Source organism: Haloechinothrix alba (assembly GCF_900188115.1).
Lineage (GTDB): Bacteria > Actinomycetota > Actinomycetes > Mycobacteriales > Pseudonocardiaceae > Haloechinothrix > Haloechinothrix alba.
The window spans coordinates 57,781-78,781 of record NZ_FZNW01000004.1 but is presented as its reverse complement, the minus strand read 5'-3'; the positions used below and the strand labels follow the sequence as shown (position 1 = coordinate 78,781).

The window sequence follows — 21,001 nt, the reverse complement described above, 5'->3', positions numbered from 1 at the left end:
GCGACCGCGTATCCCCATCATGCACCTGCCCGCTCGCGAAACACGCCGCACCGCACGCGTGTCGGCTCTCGCCCGCCCCGAACCACTCCGACGAGCGACGCCGGACGCCTCACTGTGCGGCCCGGCCGCGACACGGCGGCGTCGGCGCAACTCCCAGTCGAACACGGTCGTCACGGGCGCGTGATCGGACCACCGCTGGTCGAGCAGGAGCTGTTCGACGAGCACGTCCGAGGCAACTACAACGTGCTCGCCTGTTCGATGACCGCATCAGCGTGGTCAATGTGTGACGACCGATGGGTTATCAGGTCGCCCCGGCGACTTCTGAGTAGAGCCGCTAACAACACAGGAGATTCGTGCGACAATGCAGGTACCGGACAGGAGGCAGTCAATGACACACCATGATCAAAGCCCGAAACAAGCACCTTTGGCGCCGCCCCCGGTGCCTCCGGTACGACCAACGCCGAAGAAGGTCAACCACCTCCTTCACCTGGTACTCACGATCATTACATTCGGCAGTTGGGCGATCATGGTATGGCCCTGGTGGGCCATTGCTATCAACCTGTCCAACTCGCGAGCGGAACGCGAATACGAGCAGAAGCTAGCCGCGTACACGCGGGACTATCACCTGTACCAGCAAGGCCTCAGCTAAGCACCGTAGACAAAGTCCCGGCCCACACCATGGACGGACCGGGACTTTTACACGTTGACCGCTCTCAACGAACCTTGAGAGCGGTTGTGAATGCTCGCCACGCGGCGTCAGACAGGTCCAACACGCCACCCTGCCGGTCCTTGGTGTCGCGCACGCGGGCTGTGTCGCCGAAGGATACCTCGACACACTGGCCGCTACCGCCTGAGTAGCTGTCCGTGCGCCATTCCGAGTGCGTCATTGTTGCGTCCTCATCTGGTCGGCTCGACCCTTGATCGTCTGCACGGATCGATCAAAGTCTAGAGCCTGGGCCTGAAGGCGCTGCATCACGGCCGAGTACATGCTGATGTCCTGGGGCTCCTCTAGGTAGAGCCCGCCCGTGATGCTCTCGATGTAGACATACTGCGCACCGTCAGCCAGATCAAGCACCGTGAATGGCGTTCCCATCGACGGGTGGCCGCTCAGCTCCAGCGGGAGCACCTGCACGGTGATGCCTGGCTGCCGGGCTGACTCGACAAGCTGCTCAAGTTGCGTGGCCATGGTCTCCCACCCACCGATCGGACGCAACAATGCAGCTTCGTCAATGATGAACCACAGCTCTACGTGACGCTTGTGCAGCTTCTGCTGACGCTCGGTGCGGAGGTCGACACGGCGCTCCACGTCATCTGGGGTGCTTCGCGAGTGAGCGTGTGTGATGACGGCACGCGCATACTCCTCGGTCTGCAGTGCGCCGGGGATCACGTCGGCTTCCCACTCCCGGATGCGCTCGGCGTCCATCTCCAGCTCCAGCAAGCCGGCGAAATCGCCAAGCACGTCGTGGTAGCTGTGCCACCACCCCCGACGACGGGATTCACGAGTGAGCTTAGCCAAGGCATTGGCTTTGTCCTCGTCCACACCTAACGCCTCGCACAGGATCAGCGTGTCGTCGCCGTTGATCCCGACACGCATGTTCTCAATACGGGAAAGCTTCGTCGGGTCCCAGTCAGCGGCCTCCGCCGCGTCTTGTACCGACAACCCACGTGACTCGCGCTCCCTCTTCAGCTCGGCTACCAGGCACACGACGTGACTGGAGGCACACCCGTGTACATGACAGCGCTCGTGACCTTGTTGGCCATGTCGGCGATCGCGGTATTGCAGATGGTGCCGTGGAACAAGCTGATCACCCGGCGCTCGGCGTGGCACCAGTACTCCGGAGGGCGTCATCGACGCCGCTGAACACAACCCCGATGGGTGGCCCCCATACCGGATCGAGGTGGACTGACATGACCGCTGGGTGGATGTCTGAGGTGCCCGACTTACGACGACCGACGAGGCCGGTGCACTACGTGCCCGAGGACGCAGAGGTCACACCACACGTCTACGGCTGGGCCTATCGCGCTGCCTGCGGGGCCCTGCGGGGCACGGTGCATTCCAACGCAAGGCGACGGCAGCGACGAGTGAAACCCCGCACCCGACCCGGGTCTGCCTTGCGTCGTTGCCAGGGCTTTTCGCGAGACCGGGGCTTCTTGCGTTTCCCGCTTACAGCTCCCAGTCGAACACGATCGTCACGGGCGCGTGATCGGACCACCGCTGGTCGTAGCTCGCTGCGCGCTCGACCCTGCCGGAAACGGCCTTCCCGGCCAGGGTGGGTGTCGCCATCTGGTAGTCGATCCTCCAGCCTGCGTCGTTGTCGAAGGCCTTGCCGCGATAGGACCACCAGGAGTACGGACCCGGACCCTCCGGTTCGAGCGCGCGATGTACGTCCACATACCCGGCCTCGTCGAGCACCCTGGTCAGCCATGCCCGCTCCTCCGGGAGGAAGCCTGCGGTCTTCTGGTTGTTCTTCCAGTTCTTCAAGTCGATCTCGGCATGGGCGATGTTCCAGTCGCCTGCGACGAGGACCTCCTTACCCTCAGTCTCGGCGTACTCGCGCAACGTCTTCAGGTACCGCAGGAACTCGTCCAGGAACCGTTCCTTCTCGTCCTGGCGGGCCGTACCCACCTCACCGCTCGGCAGGTAGAGGCTGCCGGCGACCAGGTTGTCGAACTCGTACTCTAAGTAGCGGCCCGCCGCGTCGAACTCGGTGGAGCCGAACCCCACGCGCACCTCGTCCGGCTCCCTGCGGGACAGCAGGGCCACCCCGTTTCTCCCCTTGTCCGAGGCGGGCGCGATGGTGCAGTGCCACCCCTCCGGATCACGCACACCGGCCGCCAGCTGGTCCGGCTCGGCCCGGACCTCCTGCAACGCGACGATGTCGGCGTCGGTGTCGTCGAGCCAGGACGTGTACCCCTTGCGCGCCGCGGCGCGCAGGCCGTTGACGTTAACCGTGGAAACTGTGAACACGTCGCGCAGCGTACCGGCCACCCCCGACGAACGGTCCACTCCGGTCGGCGTGCCCGGCCCAACCGGCCGCGCGCCACGTCTCAGCCTGCCCGCTCCGCGAGCACGTCGGCATGGCAGGGTTCCGGCGCGCACCAGCAGCCGAGCGCGCGTCCGGACAGCTCGCCGCTACGCAGCCTGCGTAAGAGCTCGTCCTGCTCATCGAGCCACCGCTCGTAGCTGCGCTTGGCGGCAGCACGGTCCGTGCGGGCCTGCTTGACGAACGGGCTGGCGAAGTCGGACTCTGGCCAGGCGTGCCGGGGACCGCCATGCCCCACGTAGGTCAGCAGATCCTGCCGCACCAGCCACGGCACGAGATGCTTGTGCGGACCGGACTTGCGGACGTTCACCACGGTCGTGCGCCCGTCGAGCACCCGTGCCGCGCGTTCGCGCTCATCGTCTGTCCAGGTGGTGGACTCCTCGGGCAGCCGCTCGTGCGTCATGGCTCCCCCTACTCGTGACCTCCGGGAAGGCGCAGCCGCGGGGCCTGCTCGGCGAGCATGTCGAGCTCGGCGTGCAGGTGCTGGAAGTCGCTGTCGCCTGTGGATTCCAGGGCGATCGCCGAAGCGCGCTCGACCGTGGCTGCGAAGTCGGCCTCCGCCGCGCGCAACCGCTCGACGATGCGTTCCGGCGTCGCCGCCTGCTCGTCGTGCTGGTACGCGCCGCTGTCGAGCTGCTGGCCGAGCCGCGCCAACCGCAACGCCTCGGCGAGTTCGCCGTCCAGGCGTTCACCGATGTCGGCGAGCCAGTCCCGGCTCCGGCCTGCCGGGACCGTACGCACCAGCTCGTGGAAGGCGCGGACGGACGCGGCACAGGCCTGGTAGTGCCGACCCCACCGGCTGGAGTCGTCCAGGTCCGAGGCATCCAGTCGCTCGGCGTGCGCCGAACGCGAGCGGGCCGAACGCCGTTCCTGCTCGGTCGGCGCACACAGCCATGCCCGCGCGCCTTGCTGGGCGAGCGCGCCGAGCGCGGCACCCGGCACAGCCCCTGCGACGAGTAGTACCGCCAGCACAAGCAGCGCAGCGCCGATACCGGTGCCACCGAGCGCGCCGCCGAGCACGACCGCGCCGGGCACGGTCACCGCACCGAGCGCGGCACCCGCCCCCCAGCCCGCGCGCGCGAGCGCGTGAACGAGGGGACCGCCCTTGACGGACGTGCGGTCCCGCCAGTCCTCGTGTCGCGGGCGATCCAGCTCCCCGCCGTTATCGGCCAGCTTCAACGACCACCTCCAACGCCTGATCCCAGTATGCCTGCGTGGCCGTCGGCGCGTCGCACGACGTGCCTGCCGGCCCCTGGGCGGCCCGCCGGGCTACCCGCTGCCGGAACGAATCAGCCTGCAGCCGATGGCCGGCGAGCGAGGGCGGTCAGTGGCCCGGTACGGCGGGGGCGGCGCGCGAACACCGCATCCGGACCGGGCCCCGGCCGTGTCGCGTGGACGGGCCGGTCAGCGCGAGGCCATCTTCTTCTGCAGGTTCTCGTCCAGACTCGTGAGGAACTCGTCGGTGGTCTGGAACGGCGTGTCGTCACCGACGATGAGCGCGAGATCCTTGGTCATCCTGCCGCTTTCCACGGTCTCGATGACGACCTGCTCGAGCGTGTGCGCGAACTCGACGACCTCCGGTGTGCCGTCCAGCTTGCCGCGGTGCTCCAGGCCCCGCGTCCACGCGAAGATCGACGCGATCGGGTTGGTCGAGGTCTCCTTGCCCTGCTGGTGCTGGCGGTAGTGCCGGGTCACCGTGCCGTGCGCGGCCTCGGCCTCGACGATCCTGCCGTCCGGGCTACGCAGCACCGAGGTCATCAGGCCGAGAGATCCGAAGCCCTGCGCGACGGTGTCCGACTGCACGTCGCCGTCGTAGTTCTTGCACGCCCATACATAGCCGCCTTCCCACTTCAGCGAGGCCGCGACCATGTCGTCGATCAGTCGGTGCTCGTAGGTCAGGCCCTTGGCCTCGAAGTCCGCCTTGAACTCGGACTCGTAGATCTCGGCGAAGACCTCCTTGAACATGCCGTCATAGGACTTGAGGATCGTGTTCTTCGTCGACATGTACACCGGCATGTCCCGGTCGAGCCCGTACTGCAGGGACGCGCGTGCGAAATCCTCGATGGACTTGCGGTAGTTGTACATGCCCATCGCGACGCCGCCGCCCTCCGGGTAGCGGGCGACCTCGAACTCCATCGGCTCGGAGCCGTCCTCCGGCGTGTAGGTGATGGTGAGCGTGCCGGGACCGGGCACCTTGAAGTCGGTGGCCTTGTACTGGTCGGCGTGCGCGTGCCTGCCGATGATGATCGGCTTCGTCCAGCCGGGTACCAGGCGGGGGATGTTCGAGATGATGATCGGTTCGCGGAACACCACGCCGCCGAGGATGTTGCGGATCGTGCCGTTCGGGCTGCGCCACATCTTCTTCAGCCCGAACTCCTCGACCCGAGCCTCGTCGGGGGTGATTGTCGCGCATTTCACACCGGCGCCGTGTTTGGCGATCGCGTTCGCCGCGTCGACCGTGACCTGGTCATCCGTGCGGTCGCGCTCGGAGATGCTGAGATCGTAGTACTCGAGATTCACATCCAGGTACGGGTGAATCAACTTGTCCTTGATGAACTGCCAGATGATGCGGGTCATTTCGTCGCCATCCAGCTCGACGACGGTCCCCTGGACTTTGATCTTGCCCATGAGCGCCGGGTGCTCCTCTCGCGGATCTTCGCGTCTCTAGTTATCAGCCCTGCGGTGGTCCGTCCGCCTGCCCGGTAGACGGGGCCGCCCGTCGGCGGTCGCGACTACCCTGCAGTGCTCCGGCGGACGGAACAGAGCTCGACGTCAGCACTTCTTAGCGGTACAAGCGTACTGGTAAAGGAACAACCTGTCGCCCGTCCCCTGGTTACCCAGCAGTAATGCCTGCTGGGGCAGCACTCACCCCATCGTGCTATCCGTGACCCGGCCGCGTCGACGCTCGCCCCGCAGGTTCGACCCCATGTTCGACCGCAGCCTCGACCGCCCGCGCGGGGCGCCCTACTGTTTCTCCACCACGAACTCCCCGCACCCCGGGGAGTCGACATCGCCACGCAGCCGCGTGGCCCCCGGCGCGATCGCATCGCTGATGACCAGGGGAGTCATCGCGTAGCCTTCCGGCTGCTCGATCCAGCGATCGGGGGTGAACTCCACGGTGCCGTCCTCGTCGGCGGTGACGCGCGCCAGGAAGCTCCCCTCCGCGACTCCCGGGTTGTGGCCGAGCTCGAAGAACTCGACGACCAGCCGTCCCTGGTCACCGCCCTGGTCACCGCCGTCGATGACCAACGTCATACCTTGCCGGCCCTGCGGGCACGTGTACTCTCCCTGCCACGTGCCCGCCAGCTCCTCGACCAGCTCGGCCCCGTCGAAGGTGACAGGGGCCGCGGAACCGGCGATCGAGTCCGTACAGGCACCGAGCAGCAGCACCGCAGGTGCGAGGACGGAAACGGCGTACCGCGAACACCGGCAATCCAGGCGCATGGGGCCACGGTATCGACTGCACACCTGTACCGGCGCCGCAGCGCCGGTCAGCTACGCGCCCGGATGTGCGCCGACCGCGTCGCGGATATCGGCCCCCTTGGCGGCATCGGCCGAACGCGCGCAATGGGCGCAGCAGAAGAACCGCCCGTCGACCTCCACTCCGTGGCCGAGCACCCGGCACCGGCAGTGCTCGCACTCCGGAGCGATCCGCTGCGCGGCGCACTCGATGGAGTCGAATACGTGTGTGTGACCGCTGGACGTGCGCACCTCGAAGGCCATCCAGTAGTCGTTCCCGCAGACCTCGCACGTACCCACAACGGCACCTCCTGTCCTGACTGGGCATGCGGCACGCCGCCCACCGGCGCCCGCTCACCGTCAAAGGGTGCTCCTCGTGCTCGTGGCAGGCAACTCGAAGGCCTCCCGGCGGGTCAGCGGCCCCTGCGCGCCACCCAGACGACATCGGGCTCGCCCCGCCGGACCGCGACCGTCTCGGTACGCACCTCGGTGAACTGCGCGCGCAGCCGCGCGGTGAAGGTCGCGTCGTCCTGAGCACCCCACACCGACAGCAACCCGCCCGCGCGCAGCCGGGACCACATCAGCTCCACACCGTCCGAGGTGTAGAGCTCGGCGTTGCTCGCGCTGACGGTCCAGGTCGGCCCGTTGTCGATATCCAAGCAGAGCGCGTCGAAGCGCTCGTCCGTGCGGCCGAGCCACTCGAGCAGGTCGGCCTCGACCACCCGCACGCGCTCGTCGGCCAGCGCGTCCCCGTGCACCTGCCGCAACGGCCCCGTCGTGTTCCATGCGACAACCGCCTTCTCGCGCTCGACGACGACGACCTCGCCCACAGCCGGATGGTCCAGGGCGGCCCGCAACGAGCACCCGACCCCCAGCCCGCCGATCAGGATGCGCGCACCGCCTGCCGGGCGAGCGCCGATCTCGTCGGCGACACTGGTGACCATCAGGCGTTCCGACTCGCCGTCCCTGGTATCCATGAGGAACATCCCGTCGGCGATGACCTCGTAGTGCTCGTCGGCCGAACGCAGTGCGATGACCCCACATACGCCGTCGGCCATGTCGATGACCTCAGCCACGCACCTACGGTACCGGGACCTGCTCACCGAACACGGTGGACCGGCTCGCCGACCATCGACGCGTGACAGCGCGCTCTCCTACCCTGGAACGCGCAAGGAGGTGGTCGGCATGCAAGCGACGACAGGGGACCAGCTCCTCATCCACGGCCGCACGGTCGGTGCTGGGGAGCAACAAGCCGAGATCCTCGAGGTGCGTGGCGACGACGGTCATCCGCCGTACCTCGTCCGGTTCTCCGACGGCCACGAGAGCCTGATCTACCCCGGTCCCGACACCGAGGTCCTGAACCCGAACCGGTAGCCCGTCAGTGGAACGGGCCGCCGGTGATGGTCAGCGCGACAGCCATGATCATCAGCCCGAAGGCCGAGTAGTACGCCACATCGACGGCACGCCCACGGATCACGAGAAGGCCTGCGCGCTCGGTGGACAGCACCGCGCGCATCAGCGCCGCCGCCAGCAGCGACAGCGCGATCAGCGCCGCGCCCTCACGCCAGTGGTACTGCGCGATCCGCACCATAGCCGCCGCCACCATGACCAGCACCACCCCGAAGGGCAGGTGGGCCACCACGGGCTGCCGCCAGCGGGCGAGCCGCGAGACCATCACGCACCCCGGCTCGCGAGAACCTGACCACGGGCCCGCTCCGCGGCCTCCACGACGTTCGTCAGCAGCATCGCTCGCGTCATCGGCCCGACCCCGCCCGGGTTGGGCGACAGGTAGGCAGCGACCTCGGCCACTCCCGGCGCGACATCGCCGGTCAACACGCCGTCCACCCGGGAAACACCCACATCGAGCACGACCGCCCCGGACTTGACGTGGTCCGGAGTGACCAGGTGCGGCACGCCCGCGGCCGCGACGACGATATCCGCGCGGCGAGTCTCGGCGGCCACATCGCGCGTACCGGTGTGGCACAGCGTGACCGTCGCGTTCTCCGACTTGCGCGTCAGCAACAGGCCGAGAGCGCGGCCGACCGTGATGCCCCTGCCGACCACCGCGACGTGGGCGCCTGCCAGCGGAATGTCGTAGCGGCGCAGCAGCTCGATGATGCCGCGCGGCGTGCACGGCAACGGGGCCGGCTCACCGAGCACCAACCTCCCCAGGCTGCTCGGAGCCAACCCGTCGGCGTCCTTGGCCGGGTCGATACGGGCAAGGACCGCGCCGGTGTCGATGTGCTCGGGAAGGGGCAGCTGCACGATGTAGCCCGAGCACGCGGGGTCGGCGTTGAGCTCGTCGATCACCGCCTCCAGCTGCGCCTGCGACACGTCCGCGGGTAGTTCCCTGCTGATCGAGCGCACGCCGACCGCCGCGCAGTCGCGATGCTTCGACCGCACGTAGTTCTGCGAGGCCGGGTCGTCCCCCACCAGCACCGTAGCCAGCCCCGGCACCACGTCCTGCTCGGCGAGGGCGGACACCCTGGGCTCCAGCTCAGCGAAGACGGCGTCCTTGGTTGCCTTCCCATCCAGCAGCGTGGCCACAGCCTGCCCTCCAACGTCCGGTTCGATCCTCATCCCGTGCCGCGGCTCGCGGGACGCGCCACCTCGCCGGCCGTACCGCGTGCCCCAACGCGCTCATTCTCGCAGAGCAGCCGACCAGCCCCGCTCCCTGTGCGGGATCGACGCGCAGGCCGTCGCGGCCAGCGCCAGAAGCAGCCCGGCCACCGTTGCCACGGTGACGTCCTCGTCGTGGGCGGGCAGGAAGACATCCAGCAGGAACGACCCGGCAAGCTGACCCGCGACCGTCGCGAGTCCCAGCACGAGCACCCCGGTCCAGCGCACCACGACCGCGGCCACGGCGATGACCCCGATGCCGATGAGGCCGCCGGTGTAGAGCATCGGATGGGTGGGCGCGCCGGTAGGCCCTCCCCTGAGTACCAGCGACACCAGCCATGCCAGGACCAGGAACGACGTGCCGACAGCGAAGTTGACCAGGGTCGCCGTCATGGCGTTGCCCGAGGCCGCACCGACCCTGCCGTTGACGGCCTGCTGGACCGCGATGGCGAAACCCGCGACGATCGGCAGGACAAGCAGCCACGCGCCCGCGCCGGCCACCACGATGCCGCCTCGCATCGTGATGACCACGGCCACCAGCATGACCGCCGCACCGACCAGGCGCGGCACGCTGATCGCGCGCGGCCCGGCAGGCCCCAGGCCGATCCTGTCCACGACCAGACCACTGATCGTCTGTCCCGCGACGACACCGACCGTGAACAAGGCGACACCGAGCACGCCGACGGTGACCGACTGGCTGGCGACGAGCATCGCACCGCCGGCACCTCCGAGCAGGTGCCACGGAGGCAGCACGCGACGGGCGAGGGCATCGACCAACCTGCGCACCCCCGCGCGCATGTCCGGCACCAACGTCAGCAGTGCCAGCAGGGCGATGAGCCCACCGCCGAACGAGATCACCGCGGCCAGCATCGAGTCACCCAAGTCGGTGGCAAGCTGACCGTTGATCCGCGCCTGGACGGCGAGCGCCCCGCCCGCGGCGAGTGCCAGAGCCACGCCCGGGAACTTCCTCGTCTGCCACTTACCGTCCGCGGAGGTGACGATTTCGCTCATCCTTCACAATCGGCCCGCCGCAAAGGCTGTGCTTGTCACACGCCCCTGTGCAGAATCCCTGGTTACACGTCAAGATGTTGAGGTGGCACACGCGACGCAGCTCAACGCGACGGAGCAGGACACTCTGGTCAAGCAGATCGGCCTCGCCCTGCTCCGCGCAGCCCCGCAGGATTGGCAGAGCATCACTGCCGAGTACCGCGCCGTTGGCAAGTACCACGAGCTCGACGGCGAGGTTACCTTCACCGACGGGACCACGCGCGAGTGGATCGCGACCCACGACATCGCGTCGATGTTCGGCAAGCTCCGCGCGGGGATGTACCGCGACCAGCGCGGCACGTGGTTCAACGCGGTGTACCAGCTCGACGCTCCGGCGAGCTACAACCTCGAGTACGACCGGGACGAACCGCAGTGGAACATGGAGCCGCCGCCGCAGGCTTACTCGGATGAACTGCGCATGTTCCCCCGCTCCGACGACAACGTCCCGGAGTGGTTGATGCGGCGGCTCGCGGGCCTCGGCCCAGAGCGTCCCGGCCCGCGGTTCCGGTTCGCGCGCGTGTTCGACGGCACCGGCCCGTCGGGGCGCCCGCTGATCAACCGCACGGAGCTGGACAGCGACGAGCGGGAGAAGGTTCTCGAGTACCTCAACACCGCCCCCGTGGTGCTGCCGGGTAACGGCGTGGACACCGACCGGCTCAGCGGGCAGTCCGAACCGACCGTGCCCGTGGCCTTCCACAGCGACGGGACCTGGATCTGGCCGGCCGCGGTCAACTACTACCTCCGCGAGCACGGCGTCGCACCCGAGCCCGACCTCGTCACCCACATCCGCGCCAACGGCTTCACCGTTCCCGAGGTCAGTCAGGAGCAGCGCGCGGCGGCCAGCAGCTACATCGCAGGCGGCAACAACCAGCAAGCCCAGCAAGCCCAGCAAGCGCCGCCTCCGCCACCACCCCGTCACCAGGCCGCGCCCCCGCCGCAAGCCGAGCCGCACCCCCAACCGGGTGGAGGTGAGCCTGCGGAGCGGCACGCGGCAGGCCCACCGTCGGGCAGCGAGGCGCACGCGGCCGCGCTCGCCGACTTCCCCGTGATCGAGCGGCTCGCCAGCAAGCTCGACGAGCTGGGAGTGGATCGCGCACGCTTCCGCATCGGCGAACCAGCCCGGCACGCGTGGAGCCTGGAGCAGGTCGACAACGGGTGGCGGGTCGGCTGGTACGACGAGTCACTCACCAACCCGGCGGTCTTCGGGGACGCCGAGGACGCTGCCGCGTTCATGCTCGGCAAGCTGCTGCTGGCAGAACAGCCGGCACCGGCGGCGCCGCACGTCACCCGTGCCGACCGTGCCCAGGACGAGGCTGAAGCGGCCCCCGGAGGCGCCGCCGGACCGGGCGCGGCGGTGGCCGGGGCGGCTACAGGGGCGGCCGCTGGAGCGGCACAGTCCCAGCAGCTTCCCGATGCGGCTTCCCAGCAGTCGAAGGTCCCTGGCACGCCCGCTCAGCCGGGTCCGGGACAGCAGTGGCCGATCCAGCCGCTGCCGGGCGAGCCCCCGCTGACCCTGATCCGAGGCAAGGAGATCCGGCAGCTACCGGCAGGCAGTGAGCTGGACCGGTTCGGCTCTCCCGACGGCAACCTCACCTACATCGCGGGAACCCCCTTCGAGGAGCGATCCCTGGTGCCCGAGTGGGTGCACCGGACCTACCACGTCTACCGGGTGCAGCGCCCCATCGAAGCGCTCACCGGCGTCGCGATCCCGTGGTTCAACCAGCCGGGCGGCGGTCACGCGTACATGCTGCCCGTGTCCGTACAGGAGCTGCTCGACAGCGGCGTACTGATCGAACTCGAGCCCGGCGACCCACCCGTCGACTAGGGAATGCTGAATGACGCTTTCAATCCGTGTGGAGCGCTGAATGACGCTTTCAGCTCGCGAAACGGACTGAAAGCGTCATTCAGCGCTCCAGCGCAGGCCGTGAGCGGCGGCGAAGGCGAGGGCGGTATCGGTATCGACGTGAGCGCCGCGCAACGAAGCCTGGACGAGACCGTCGGCGTCCAGGACGGTGCCGCGTAGGTCGGCCCCGTCGAGCCGGGTCCGCAGCAACCGGGCGCCGGACAGGTCCGCGTGTCGCAGGTCGACCTCTCGCAGGTCGGCCTCGCTCAGGTTCGCCTCCCTCAGCCGTAGCCGGGACAGGTCGGTCCCGCGCAGGTCGGCTCCGCCGAGCCCCACCAGGGTCAGGTCGCTGTCGGCGACGGTGACGGGACGTATCCGGCAATCCACGATCGTCGATCCCAGCAAGCTGCATCGATGCCACGAGCTTCCGCCGAGGCTCGCCCGCTGGAACGTGCACGTACGCAGCGCAGACGAGGCGTGGCTCGACTCGCCGAGGTCGGTCCGGACGAACCTGCAGTCGGTGAACGTGCATCCCTGGGTACGGAGGCCGTGCAGATCCGCCTCGGTGAAGTCACAGCGAAGGAAGTGCCGGTCGACCCAGGTCTCGCCCGCGCACACGGCATCCCGGTAGTTCGCGTCGATCTCGGTGACGGCGTCGATGTCAGGCATGCGGCCAGGTTGGCACAGCCGGCCGACACCGAACCCGACGCCGACCGGCACCGCTCACCGGAAGTCGCGTGAGGCCGAGGGGATCCGCAGGTCCAGATGCTGCAGCCGGTCGGCGAGCACGCTGACCACTCCCGCCTCGTGCTGGTCGTGCTCGACCACCCCACGGACCAGCAGTGCCGGGCTCGACCGCGCCACACGATGGTAGCGCCCCCACAGCCCCGGGGAGCACACCACGTTGACCATCCCGGTCTCGTCCTCGATGTTGAGGAACGTCACCCCGCCCGCCGTGGCCGGACGCTGGCGGTGGGTCACCGCACCCCCGATGAGTACCCGGCTACCGTGCTCGACCGTGTGGAGACGCTCCGCGGGCAGCGCCCCCAGCTCCTCCAGGTGCTGCCGGAGGAACTGCGTCGGGAAGCTGTCCGGCGACAGCCCCGTCGCCCAGACGTCGGCGACAGCGAGCTCGACGGGGTCCATCCCGGGCAGCTCGGGTGCAGCCGTTCCGAGGCCGGTGCCCGGCAGCGTGCCGTCCTGTTCCCGAGCTACGGCACCGGCACCCCACAGCGCCTTGCGCCTGTCCGGTTCGAAACAGTGCAACGCACCGGCCGTGGCAAGCGACTCGAGCTGCGCCCTCCGCAGCCGCACCCGCCGCGCCAGGTCGGCGGGGCCGGTGAACGGACCACCACGCTCCCGCTCCGCGACGATCTCCTCGGCACCGTGCTGGCCGAGCGAGCGCACCGAAGCCAGCCCGATACGCACCGCGGGCTCCTCGCTCCCCTCCCCGAGCGGTTCCAGCCCGGTGTGTGCGGCCGCGGCGTTGACGCACGGGCCGCGCACCGTCACGCCATGCCTGCGCGCGTCGGCGACCAGCGACTGGGGAGAGTAGAACCCCATCGGCTGGGCACGCAGCAGGGCCGCGCAGAACGCCGCCGGGTGGTAACGCTTGAAGTAGGCGCTGGAGAACACCAGATGGGCGAAGCTGAGGGCGTGGCTTTCCGGGAAACCGAAGTTGGCGAAGGCGAGCAGCTTCTCGTAGATACGCTCCGCGAGCTCGGCATCCACACCGTTGCGCATCGCCCCGGCGCAGAAGCGTTCCCGCAGCCGCTCCATCTTCCTGGCCGAACGCTTGGCGCCCATCGCCCTGCGCAGCTCGTCCGCCTCCCCTGGGCCGAAGCCCGCCACGTCCACCGCGATCTGCATGAGCTGTTCCTGGAACAGCGGGATGCCGTAGGTCTTGTCCAGCGCGTTGGCCAGCAGCGGGTGCTCGTAGCTCACCTCTTCCTCGCCGTTGCGCCTGCGGATGTAGGGGTGCACCGAGCCGCCCTGGATCGGGCCGGGACGGATCAACGCGACCTCCACGGCGAGGTCGTAGAACGTCCGCGGGTTGAGCCTGGGCAGGGTGGCCAGCTGTGCCCGGCTTTCCACCTGGAACACCCCCACGGCATCGGCGCGGCGCAGCATCGCGTACACCTCCTGGTCCGCCAGGTCCAGCCGGCCGATGTCCACCGAGACGCCCTCGTGCTCGGCCACGAGGTCGATCGCGTAGTGCAGGGCGGAGAGCATCCCCAGGCCCAGCAGGTCGAACTTGACCAGCCCAGCCGCGGCACAGTCGTCCTTGTCCCACTGCAGCACGGTGCGGCCGTCCATCCGCGCCCGCTCGACCGGGCACACCTCGCTCACCGGCCGGTCGGCGAGAACCATGCCACCCGGATGGATACCGAGATGGCGCGGGAAGTCACCCAGCTCGGTGGCGAGCCCGAGCACGGGTTCCGGCACGTCCCCTCCGGTGACCTGGGCCGTGTAGGGCTGGCCGTTGACCGGGCCCGGCCGCGTGCCCCAGCGCTCCACCTGCTTGCTCCAGGCGTCCTGTTGCCCCGGCGAGTACCCGAGTGCCTTCGCCACGTCCCGCACCGCCGAGCGGGCCCGGTAGGTGATGACGTTGGCGACCTGGGCGGCACGCAACCTGCCGTGCTTGGCGTAGACGTACTGGATGACCTCCTCCCGCCGGTCGGACTCGATGTCGATGTCGATGTCCGGCGGGCCGTCCCGTTCGGTGGCCAGGAAGCGCTCGAACAACAGCCCCCACCGCACGGGGTCGACGTTGGTCACCCCCAGCGCGAAACACACGGCCGAGTTCGCCGCCGATCCGCGTCCCTGGCACAGGATGTCGTTCTCCCTGCAGAACCGGACGATGTCGGCGACGATCAAGAAGTATCCGGGAAAGCCCAGCTCGGTGATGACCGCCAGCTCCCGCTCGAGCTGGCGGTAGGCATCCGGGCAGGACTCGCGGTTGCCGTACCGTTCGAGCGCCCCGTAGTAGGTCATCTGGCGCAGGTAGCTGGCCTCGGTGTGCCCTGGCGGCACGTCGAAGGGCGGCAGTTCGGGGGCGATCAGGGTGAGGTCGAAGGAGCACTCCACACCCAGCAGGGCGGCCCGGCCGACCGCGCCGGGATACCGGGCGAACCGCTCGGCCATCTCGGCTCCGGACCGCATGTGCGCGCCGTGTGCCGGAGGCAGCCAGCCGTCCATCTCGTCCAGGCTGCGCCGCGCCCGGACAGCGGCCAGCGCGGCGGCCAACCTGCCCCGCTCGGGCGCAGCGTAGTGCGCGACGCCCGTCGCCACCGTCGGCAGCCCGAACTCCGCAGCCAGCGTGGCCAGGACGTCGTTGCGCGCGCTGTCGGCAGGCATGCCGTGGTCGAAGAGCTCGACGAGAACGTTGTCCCAGCCGAACAGCTCACCGAGCTCCCGCAACCTGTCGGCGGCGGCCCGGTACTCGTGGCCGGACTGCCCGGTGCCCAACGCCGTACGCACAGCCCCCTTCCGGCAGCCGGTGAGCACGACGCAGTTCCCGGCCACCTGCTCGGCGACATCGGTGAGCCGGTAGACCGGCTTGCCCTTCTCCGCGGTGCCCCGCACCCCACCGCGATCGTCACCGTCCTCCTCACCCGTGCCGAGCTGTCCTTCCGTCAGCACCCTGCACAGGTCGCTGTAGCCGCGCGGGTTGCGCGCCAGCAACAGCAGGTGCTCGCCCTCCGGATCGGCGACACCGTTCTGCGGTTGCGACAGGCCGATGCTGAGCTCCGTGCCGAAGACCGTACGCACGCCGAGCTCGTGCGCTGCCTGGGAGAAGCGCATCACCCCGTACATCCCGTCGTGGTCGGTCAGCGCCACGGCATCCAGCCCGAGGCGGGAGGCCTCCTCGACCAGTTCCTCCGGGTGACTGGCCCCGTCGAGGAAGCTGAAGTTGGAGTGGCAGTGCAGCTCAGCGTAGGGCACGCGGGTACCGGCCCCTGTGTGGTCGTCCTCGCGTAGCGAGCGGAGGTCGTCCGGCCTGAGATAGCCCTCACGGCGTCGTGTCCACGCCGGACTGTCCGAACCGTCGCCCTGGTCGTCCGCGCGCCGCGGGCGACCGGACAGGGTTCGTTCCAATTCGGACCATCGCATCGGCGGGTTGTACCAGCCCACTAGTCGTACACTCCCTCAACTATCCACTGTGGCTTTCCATGCTCGCGCAGCAGCAGGAGCATGGCCGGCCCGTCGCCCGCGGTCACCACCTGGATCCTGGCGCGCTGCCCCTCCGCCGCGCTGTCCCACCACCGCTCGTCCACCGGCCACGGCCCTGCCCAGCCGGTGATGTTCCTGGCTGCCCCTCCCTCGACGGCCACGGAGTGTGGCCGAGAGGTGAGCGCGCCCCGCGCGGTGAGGCTCACCGCTCTGCGCTCCTTGTCCGACACGGCGGCCGGTACCGGGCGGGCCGGCACCGCCGTCGACGACGGCGCCGGGAGCCTGCCGGGCCACGGTGCCTGCTCCCCGGCCCTGTCGAGGGGGCTTCCCCAGGACACGAACTCGACCCGCTCGGCGGGTCCCCGCCCGCCGGTCAGTACGGGAGTGCATACGCCCTCCGGACCGAGCAGGGCTTGTACCCTGGTGAAGGCGCGGGTCGCCCGTTCCGTACCGGGGTCGTCCTCCATCTCGCCTGCAGCGCCCGCGCCGTGCCACAGGTGAAGCTGCAGCGCGGCACCGTGCACCAGCTCCTCCGGCACCAGCCGCAGGTGCACCACCCCGCCCGTCGGGCGGGCCCCGGAGCCCGCCTGCAGCCAGCTCTCGAACTGCCAGCGCACACGATCCGCCACGTCGTGCGCGGTCACCGGTCGCGCGGAGCGCCAGACCCGGTGGCGCTCCTCCCCTCCCTCGGTACGGGCATAGATACCCACCCGCGTGCAGGCCAGGTCCTGCGCGGTCAGGCCGGCATGCAGCCGGTCCGCCAACGTCCTGGCCACGAACGCCGCCGTATGGACCCGCTCGAGCGGCGGATCGCAGTGCTGCTCGACAGCGAGATCCCTGGCAGGCCTGCGCGGGGACAGGGGGCGTTCGGCCGCACCGCGCGCGAGCCTGCGCGCGAGCACTCCCTCTTGTCCGAACCGGGTGGCGACGGTGCGCTCGGTCAGCTCCGCGAGCTGGCCGAGCGTGCGCAGCCCCAGGCGCCGCAACAGGTCGACGAACTCGGCCGTGCCCTCGCCCTGCTGATCGAGCTCGGCGACCGGGAGGGGCGCCAGGAACTCCGCGTCCCGCCCCTCGGGCACGAGCACCCCTCGACGTGCGGCGAGCAGGGCGGCGAACAGGCCATCGGCGATGCCTACCTGGCATTCCACCCCCGCCGTTGCCGAGACCTGCTCGGCCAGCCGCTCGCTGAACGCGTGTTCCGCGGCATCCGGTGAGTTCCTGCCCCCGAAGTACGCGGCCGCTCCCCGCACGGGAACGGCGACCACCCCGGGGCGTACCACGTCAACCCCGGGGACGAGATCCTCGACAGCGGCGACCACCGGCTCGAACAGCCGGGCGTCACGCGCGGGGTCGGAGGCGAGTACCGCGACATCGGGGCAGCGGGATTGCGCTTCCCGGCGAAGCATCCCTTTGCGCACACCGTAGCGCCGCGCCACGGCCGAACAGATGACCACGCGGTTGCCCGCGAACACCGCGGCCGGTACATGCGGGGATACGCCGGCAGCCGCGGCCGCCGCGGTGACCGGCCAGTCAGGACACCACAGCACGAGCACCCTGCCGCGGGATACGACGTGAGACGGCACTCCGCTACCCCGCTTCTCGCGCCCGAGACGTTTCCGTACCACTCGAGTGGGGAGCGGCCACTCCCCCGGACGGGCCGGGAAGCAGCACGCTCACCCGGGCGGGCTTCGCCGCGGCTCCCCTACCGGAACCGTGCACGGTGACCGCACGCTCCCGCAGGTACCCGTAGCCACCCGACTCGTCGAGGCCGTACCAGCGCCCCGGCGTACAGTGCAGCTCCAGCTCCGCCCCCGGGAAGGCATCGGCGGCGAGCAGCACGGCTCCCCTGTGCCGCGCTCGCGCTGTCAACTTCTCGGTCTGCTGGCGCGACAGTGCGTGCCGCGCCAGCAGACCGTCCCCGAGAACGACCAGGTCGAGCCCGTCCAGCAGGGCCGCTGTCACCGGCAGGAGCTCGGTTCCCGGCGCGGGCACCACCGCCAGCCTGCGCACATCCACTCCGAGCTCTGCCGCCGCGACCGCCCCGATATCGGGCATCCCCACGATCGCCGCCCACGACCCCCGTGTCGTGGCCTCGGCGAGTAACGCGAACAGCAGAGCACGCGAGCCTCGAACCGACACCGTGCTGCCTCTGCGCAACCCCCCGAGAGGAAGCGCAGCGGACAGCTCGGAACGCACGGGAAGTAGCCGTCCCGTGACCGAATCCCGCTCGGCGGCAGCGGCCATGTCACTGGCCGTGCTCACTCCTGGCAACGACGAGAGCCGTGCGACCGCCCCGGTGGACCGAACCGAGCCGGACACGATCACCACCTCCGCTCAACCACACCGAAGGCAGCACACCTTGGCGAGCTCTCGTACACCACCTGATCAACAGGTATCGAACTGGTGTTCGACACCGATAGTCAACCTCATCGCCCCGGTGCTGTCAAGCCGACTGAACGCGCGAGGAGGGAGCCGAAGGTGACATCGGGCTCCTTCTAGGGAACCGAGGTCACCTCGGGCTCCTTCCCGCTGGCGCGAGGTGGTAGGAGCCCAAGGTGGCCGCGGCTCCTTCTATGGAGCCCGATGTCACCTTCGGCTCCTACCTGGAGGGGGTGGGGTGAGATCAGTGCGCGAAGTGGCGGGTTCCGGTGAGGTAGAGCGTTACGCCCGCGGCCTCGGCAGCCGCGATCACCTCGGCGTCGCGCACCGAACCACCCGGCTGCACGACCGCGCGTACCCCGGCGTCGAGCAGCACCTGCAACCCGTCGGGGAACGGGAAGAACGCATCCGACGCGGCGACCGAGCCGCGCGCGCGGTCGCCTGCCCGCTGCACAGCGAGATGTGCCGAGTCCACCCGGTTGACCTGCCCCATACCGACACCCACGGAGGCACGGTCGTCCGCGAGCAGGATCGCGTTCGACTTCACCGCGCGCACGGCACGCCAGGCGAAGGCCAGATCGGCCAGCGTCGCCGCGTCGGCGGCCGCGCCCGTGGCCAGCGTCCAGCTCGCGGGGTCGTCGCCATCGGCATCCAGAGCATCCGCCGCCTGCATGAGCGCGCCGCCGGTGATCGGCCGCAGCTCGCGACCACCGCGCTCCGGAGCGGCGCAGCGCAGTATGCGGACGTTCTTCTTGCGCCGCAGCACGTCGAGTGCGTCCTCCGTGTAGTCGGGAGCCACGACCACCTCGGTGAACACCTCGGCGATCTGCTCCGCCGCATCCAGCCCGACGGAGCCGTTGGCCGCGATGACGCCGCCGAACGCGCTGACCGGGTCACAGGCGTGCGCCTTGCGGTGAGCCTCGGCGACGTCCGAACCGGTCGCCAACCCGCACGGGTTGGCATGCTTGATGATCGCCACGGCGGGGTCGTTGTGGTCGTGTGCGGCGCGTACGGCCGCGTCGGCGTCCACGTAGTTGTTGTAGGACATCTCCTTGCCGTGCAGCTGCTCGGCGTTCGCGAGCCCGCCCGATCCCGAGGTGTAGAGCGCAGCGTGCTGGTGCGGGTTCTCCCCGTAGCGCAGAACGGCCGAGCGCCGCCACGCGCTGCCCAGGAATTCCGGGGCCCGCGCCTGGTCGTCGGGGGCATAGGTGTCGGCGAACCACGAGGCGACCGCGAGATCGTAGCCCGCCGTGTGGGCGAACGCCTGCCCCGCGAGCCGCTTGCGTTCGGCGAGGGTGAACCCTCCTGCCGACACCCGCCCGAGCGCCCACTCGTACTGCTGCGGGTCGACGACCACAGCGACCGAGGGGTGGTTCTTCGCAGCGGCCCGCACCATGGCCGGCCCGCCGATGTCGATCTGCTCGACGCAGTCCTCTCCGCTCGCCCCGGAGGCGACCGTGTCCGCGAACGGGTACAGGTTCACCACGAGCAGGTCGAACGGCGCGATATCCAGCTCCTCCAGCTGCCGGCGGTGCTCCTGCTTGCGCACATCGGCGAGCAACCCTGCGTGCACACCGGGATGCAGCGTCTTCACCCGGCCATCCAGCGATTCGGGAAACCCTGTGACCTCCTCGACCGGAGTCACCGGCACGCCGGCGTCGCGGATGACACGGGCGGTGCCGCCCGTCGAGACGATCTCGACACCGGCGGCGTGCAACCCGGACGCGAGCTCTGCGAGGCCGGACTTGTCCGACACCCCGAGCAAGGCGCGTCGCACCACAGCTTGATCCGATGCACTCACCAGAAACTCACCTTCCGTCCAGTCACCGTATAGCGGTAGTGAGCCAGCTTCGCCACCACGTCGACGAGCAGCCTTCGCTCAACAGCCTTGATACGTTCGTGCAGGCTCGCTTCATCGTCCTCCGGTTCGATCGTGACCGGTTCCTGGGCGATGATCGGTCCGGTATCCACCCCGGCATCGGCGAAATGCACGGTGGATCCGGTGACCTTCACCCCAGCCGCCAACGCATCCGAGACAGCGTGCATCCCGGGAAAGGCCGGGAGCAACGCCGGATGTGTGTTGATCACACGGGACGGGAAACGAGCGAGAAACTCCGGGCCGAGGATCTTCAAGAAGCCCGCCGAGACGACGAAATCCGGCTCGTACGCGGCCACCGCCTCGGTCAGCGCGCGATCCCACGCGGCACGATCGCCATGATCGGCCAGCCGCACGACGAAGTGATCCACCTCGGCGTCCGCGGCGCGCTGCAGTGCCGCGATGCCGTCGCGGTCGGCGCCGACAGCGACCACCCGCGCCGGGAACCCGGCTTCCCTGGTGGACTCCAGCAGTGCCTGCAGCAGCGTCCCCGATCCCGAGGCGAGCACGACGAGCCTGGCGACGGATCCCTCTTCCGGCGCATCGTGCTGCACCTCTGCC

Annotated in this window: 21 protein-coding genes; 3 read left to right on the top strand and 18 right to left on the bottom strand. The window is 69.5% G+C overall.

From position 1 onward, the window contains the following. Positions 1 to 713: 713 nt before the first annotated feature. The gene (locus tag CHB84_RS04335) at positions 714 to 887 is read right to left on the bottom strand and encodes a DUF397 domain-containing protein (RefSeq protein WP_089300181.1); all 174 of its coding nucleotides are present in this window, start codon (positions 885 to 887) and stop codon (positions 714 to 716) included. Then, positions 884 to 1,705, bottom strand: a complete 822-nt coding sequence (locus CHB84_RS04330; protein ID WP_176439774.1) for a helix-turn-helix domain-containing protein — start codon at positions 1,703 to 1,705, stop codon at positions 884 to 886. Before CHB84_RS04330 ends, CHB84_RS04335 begins: the two co-directional genes overlap by 4 nt. Positions 1,706 to 1,732: 27 nt before the next feature. Between CHB84_RS04330 and CHB84_RS23765 the strand changes: the two genes are divergently transcribed. Continuing rightward, complete coding sequence (locus tag CHB84_RS23765) at positions 1,733 to 1,861, top strand: hypothetical protein (RefSeq protein WP_281251729.1); 129 nt, start codon at positions 1,733 to 1,735, stop codon at positions 1,859 to 1,861. A gap of 303 nt (positions 1,862 to 2,164) precedes the next feature. On the opposite strand, the gene CHB84_RS04325 is transcribed toward CHB84_RS23765, so the two are convergent. The 7 genes from CHB84_RS04325 to CHB84_RS04295 form a co-directional block, all read right to left on the bottom strand. Further along, positions 2,165 to 2,968: an exodeoxyribonuclease III gene (locus CHB84_RS04325; RefSeq protein WP_089300322.1), complete on the bottom strand. Its 804-nt coding sequence runs from the start codon at positions 2,966 to 2,968 to the stop codon at positions 2,165 to 2,167. An 80-nt stretch (positions 2,969 to 3,048) separates the two neighbouring features. Beyond that, entirely contained in the window at positions 3,049 to 3,447 is a 399-nt protein-coding gene (locus CHB84_RS04320) for a DUF4326 domain-containing protein (protein WP_089300179.1), read from the bottom strand. Between the two features lie 8 nt (positions 3,448 to 3,455). Next, entirely contained in the window at positions 3,456 to 4,223 is a 768-nt protein-coding gene (locus tag CHB84_RS04315; protein WP_089300178.1) for a hypothetical protein, read from the bottom strand. Between the two features lie 225 nt (positions 4,224 to 4,448). After that, a complete protein-coding gene (locus CHB84_RS04310) occupies positions 4,449 to 5,672 on the bottom strand; it encodes an NADP-dependent isocitrate dehydrogenase (RefSeq protein ID WP_089300177.1) in 1,224 nt (407 codons plus the stop codon). Positions 5,673 to 6,008: 336 nt separating this feature from the next. Then, positions 6,009 to 6,488, bottom strand: coding sequence for a hypothetical protein (locus CHB84_RS04305; RefSeq protein ID WP_089300176.1), 480 nt, complete (start codon positions 6,486 to 6,488; stop codon positions 6,009 to 6,011). 51 nt (positions 6,489 to 6,539) lie between these two features. Continuing rightward, the gene (locus CHB84_RS04300) at positions 6,540 to 6,803 is read right to left on the bottom strand and encodes a Prokaryotic metallothionein (protein ID WP_089300175.1); all 264 of its coding nucleotides are present in this window, start codon (positions 6,801 to 6,803) and stop codon (positions 6,540 to 6,542) included. Between the two features lie 113 nt (positions 6,804 to 6,916). After that, positions 6,917 to 7,579, bottom strand: a complete 663-nt coding sequence (locus CHB84_RS04295; protein ID WP_089300174.1) for a spermine/spermidine synthase domain-containing protein — start codon at positions 7,577 to 7,579, stop codon at positions 6,917 to 6,919. Positions 7,580 to 7,688: 109 nt separating this feature from the next. Here CHB84_RS04295 and CHB84_RS04290 point away from each other — a divergent pair, with 109 nt between their 5' ends. Then, complete coding sequence (locus tag CHB84_RS04290) at positions 7,689 to 7,877, top strand: DUF1918 domain-containing protein (RefSeq protein ID WP_089300321.1); 189 nt, start codon at positions 7,689 to 7,691, stop codon at positions 7,875 to 7,877. Between the two features lie 4 nt (positions 7,878 to 7,881). Here the strand turns inward: CHB84_RS04290 and CHB84_RS04285 are convergent, their stop codons facing one another. Genes CHB84_RS04285 through CHB84_RS04275 form a run of 3 tightly spaced genes read right to left on the bottom strand, consistent with a single transcriptional unit; the run spans position 7,882 to position 10,133 of the window. Continuing rightward, positions 7,882 to 8,178: a DUF3017 domain-containing protein gene (locus tag CHB84_RS04285; protein WP_089300173.1), complete on the bottom strand. Its 297-nt coding sequence runs from the start codon at positions 8,176 to 8,178 to the stop codon at positions 7,882 to 7,884. Next, entirely contained in the window at positions 8,178 to 9,083 is a 906-nt protein-coding gene (locus CHB84_RS04280) for a bifunctional methylenetetrahydrofolate dehydrogenase/methenyltetrahydrofolate cyclohydrolase (RefSeq protein WP_089300172.1), read from the bottom strand. The genes CHB84_RS04285 and CHB84_RS04280 overlap by 1 nt, the downstream gene beginning before the upstream one ends. A 60-nt stretch (positions 9,084 to 9,143) precedes the next feature. Continuing rightward, positions 9,144 to 10,133, bottom strand: a complete 990-nt coding sequence (locus CHB84_RS04275) for a DMT family transporter (RefSeq protein ID WP_089300171.1) — start codon at positions 10,131 to 10,133, stop codon at positions 9,144 to 9,146. A gap of 82 nt (positions 10,134 to 10,215) precedes the next feature. On the opposite strand from CHB84_RS04275, the gene CHB84_RS04270 reads away from it, so the two are divergent. Next, positions 10,216 to 11,994 (top strand): TNT domain-containing protein, encoded by a 1,779-nt coding sequence (locus CHB84_RS04270; protein ID WP_089300170.1) that lies wholly within the window; start codon positions 10,216 to 10,218, stop codon positions 11,992 to 11,994. Positions 11,995 to 12,069: 75 nt separating this feature from the next. On the opposite strand, the gene CHB84_RS04265 is transcribed toward CHB84_RS04270, so the two are convergent. The 6 genes from CHB84_RS04265 to purN all read right to left on the bottom strand — a co-directional run bounded on the left by CHB84_RS04265 (position 12,070) and on the right by purN (position 20,994). Continuing rightward, entirely contained in the window at positions 12,070 to 12,681 is a 612-nt protein-coding gene (locus CHB84_RS04265) for a pentapeptide repeat-containing protein (RefSeq protein ID WP_089300320.1), read from the bottom strand. Positions 12,682 to 12,735: 54 nt separating this feature from the next. Then, positions 12,736 to 16,146: an error-prone DNA polymerase gene (locus CHB84_RS04260; protein ID WP_089300169.1), complete on the bottom strand. Its 3,411-nt coding sequence runs from the start codon at positions 16,144 to 16,146 to the stop codon at positions 12,736 to 12,738. After that, entirely contained in the window at positions 16,146 to 17,768 is a 1,623-nt protein-coding gene (locus CHB84_RS04255; protein ID WP_245818549.1) for a DNA polymerase Y family protein, read from the bottom strand. Before CHB84_RS04255 ends, CHB84_RS04260 begins: the two co-directional genes overlap by 1 nt. A gap of 4 nt (positions 17,769 to 17,772) precedes the next feature. Beyond that, positions 17,773 to 18,504: a hypothetical protein gene (locus CHB84_RS04250; RefSeq protein ID WP_342743923.1), complete on the bottom strand. Its 732-nt coding sequence runs from the start codon at positions 18,502 to 18,504 to the stop codon at positions 17,773 to 17,775. A gap of 304 nt (positions 18,505 to 18,808) precedes the next feature. Next, the gene (gene purH, locus CHB84_RS04245; RefSeq protein ID WP_425432276.1) at positions 18,809 to 20,368 is read right to left on the bottom strand and encodes a bifunctional phosphoribosylaminoimidazolecarboxamide formyltransferase/IMP cyclohydrolase; all 1,560 of its coding nucleotides are present in this window, start codon (positions 20,366 to 20,368) and stop codon (positions 18,809 to 18,811) included. Continuing rightward, the gene (purN, locus tag CHB84_RS04240; protein ID WP_089300318.1) at positions 20,362 to 20,994 is read right to left on the bottom strand and encodes a phosphoribosylglycinamide formyltransferase; all 633 of its coding nucleotides are present in this window, start codon (positions 20,992 to 20,994) and stop codon (positions 20,362 to 20,364) included. The genes purH and purN overlap by 7 nt, the downstream gene beginning before the upstream one ends. Between the last annotated feature and the right edge of the window lie 7 nt (positions 20,995 to 21,001).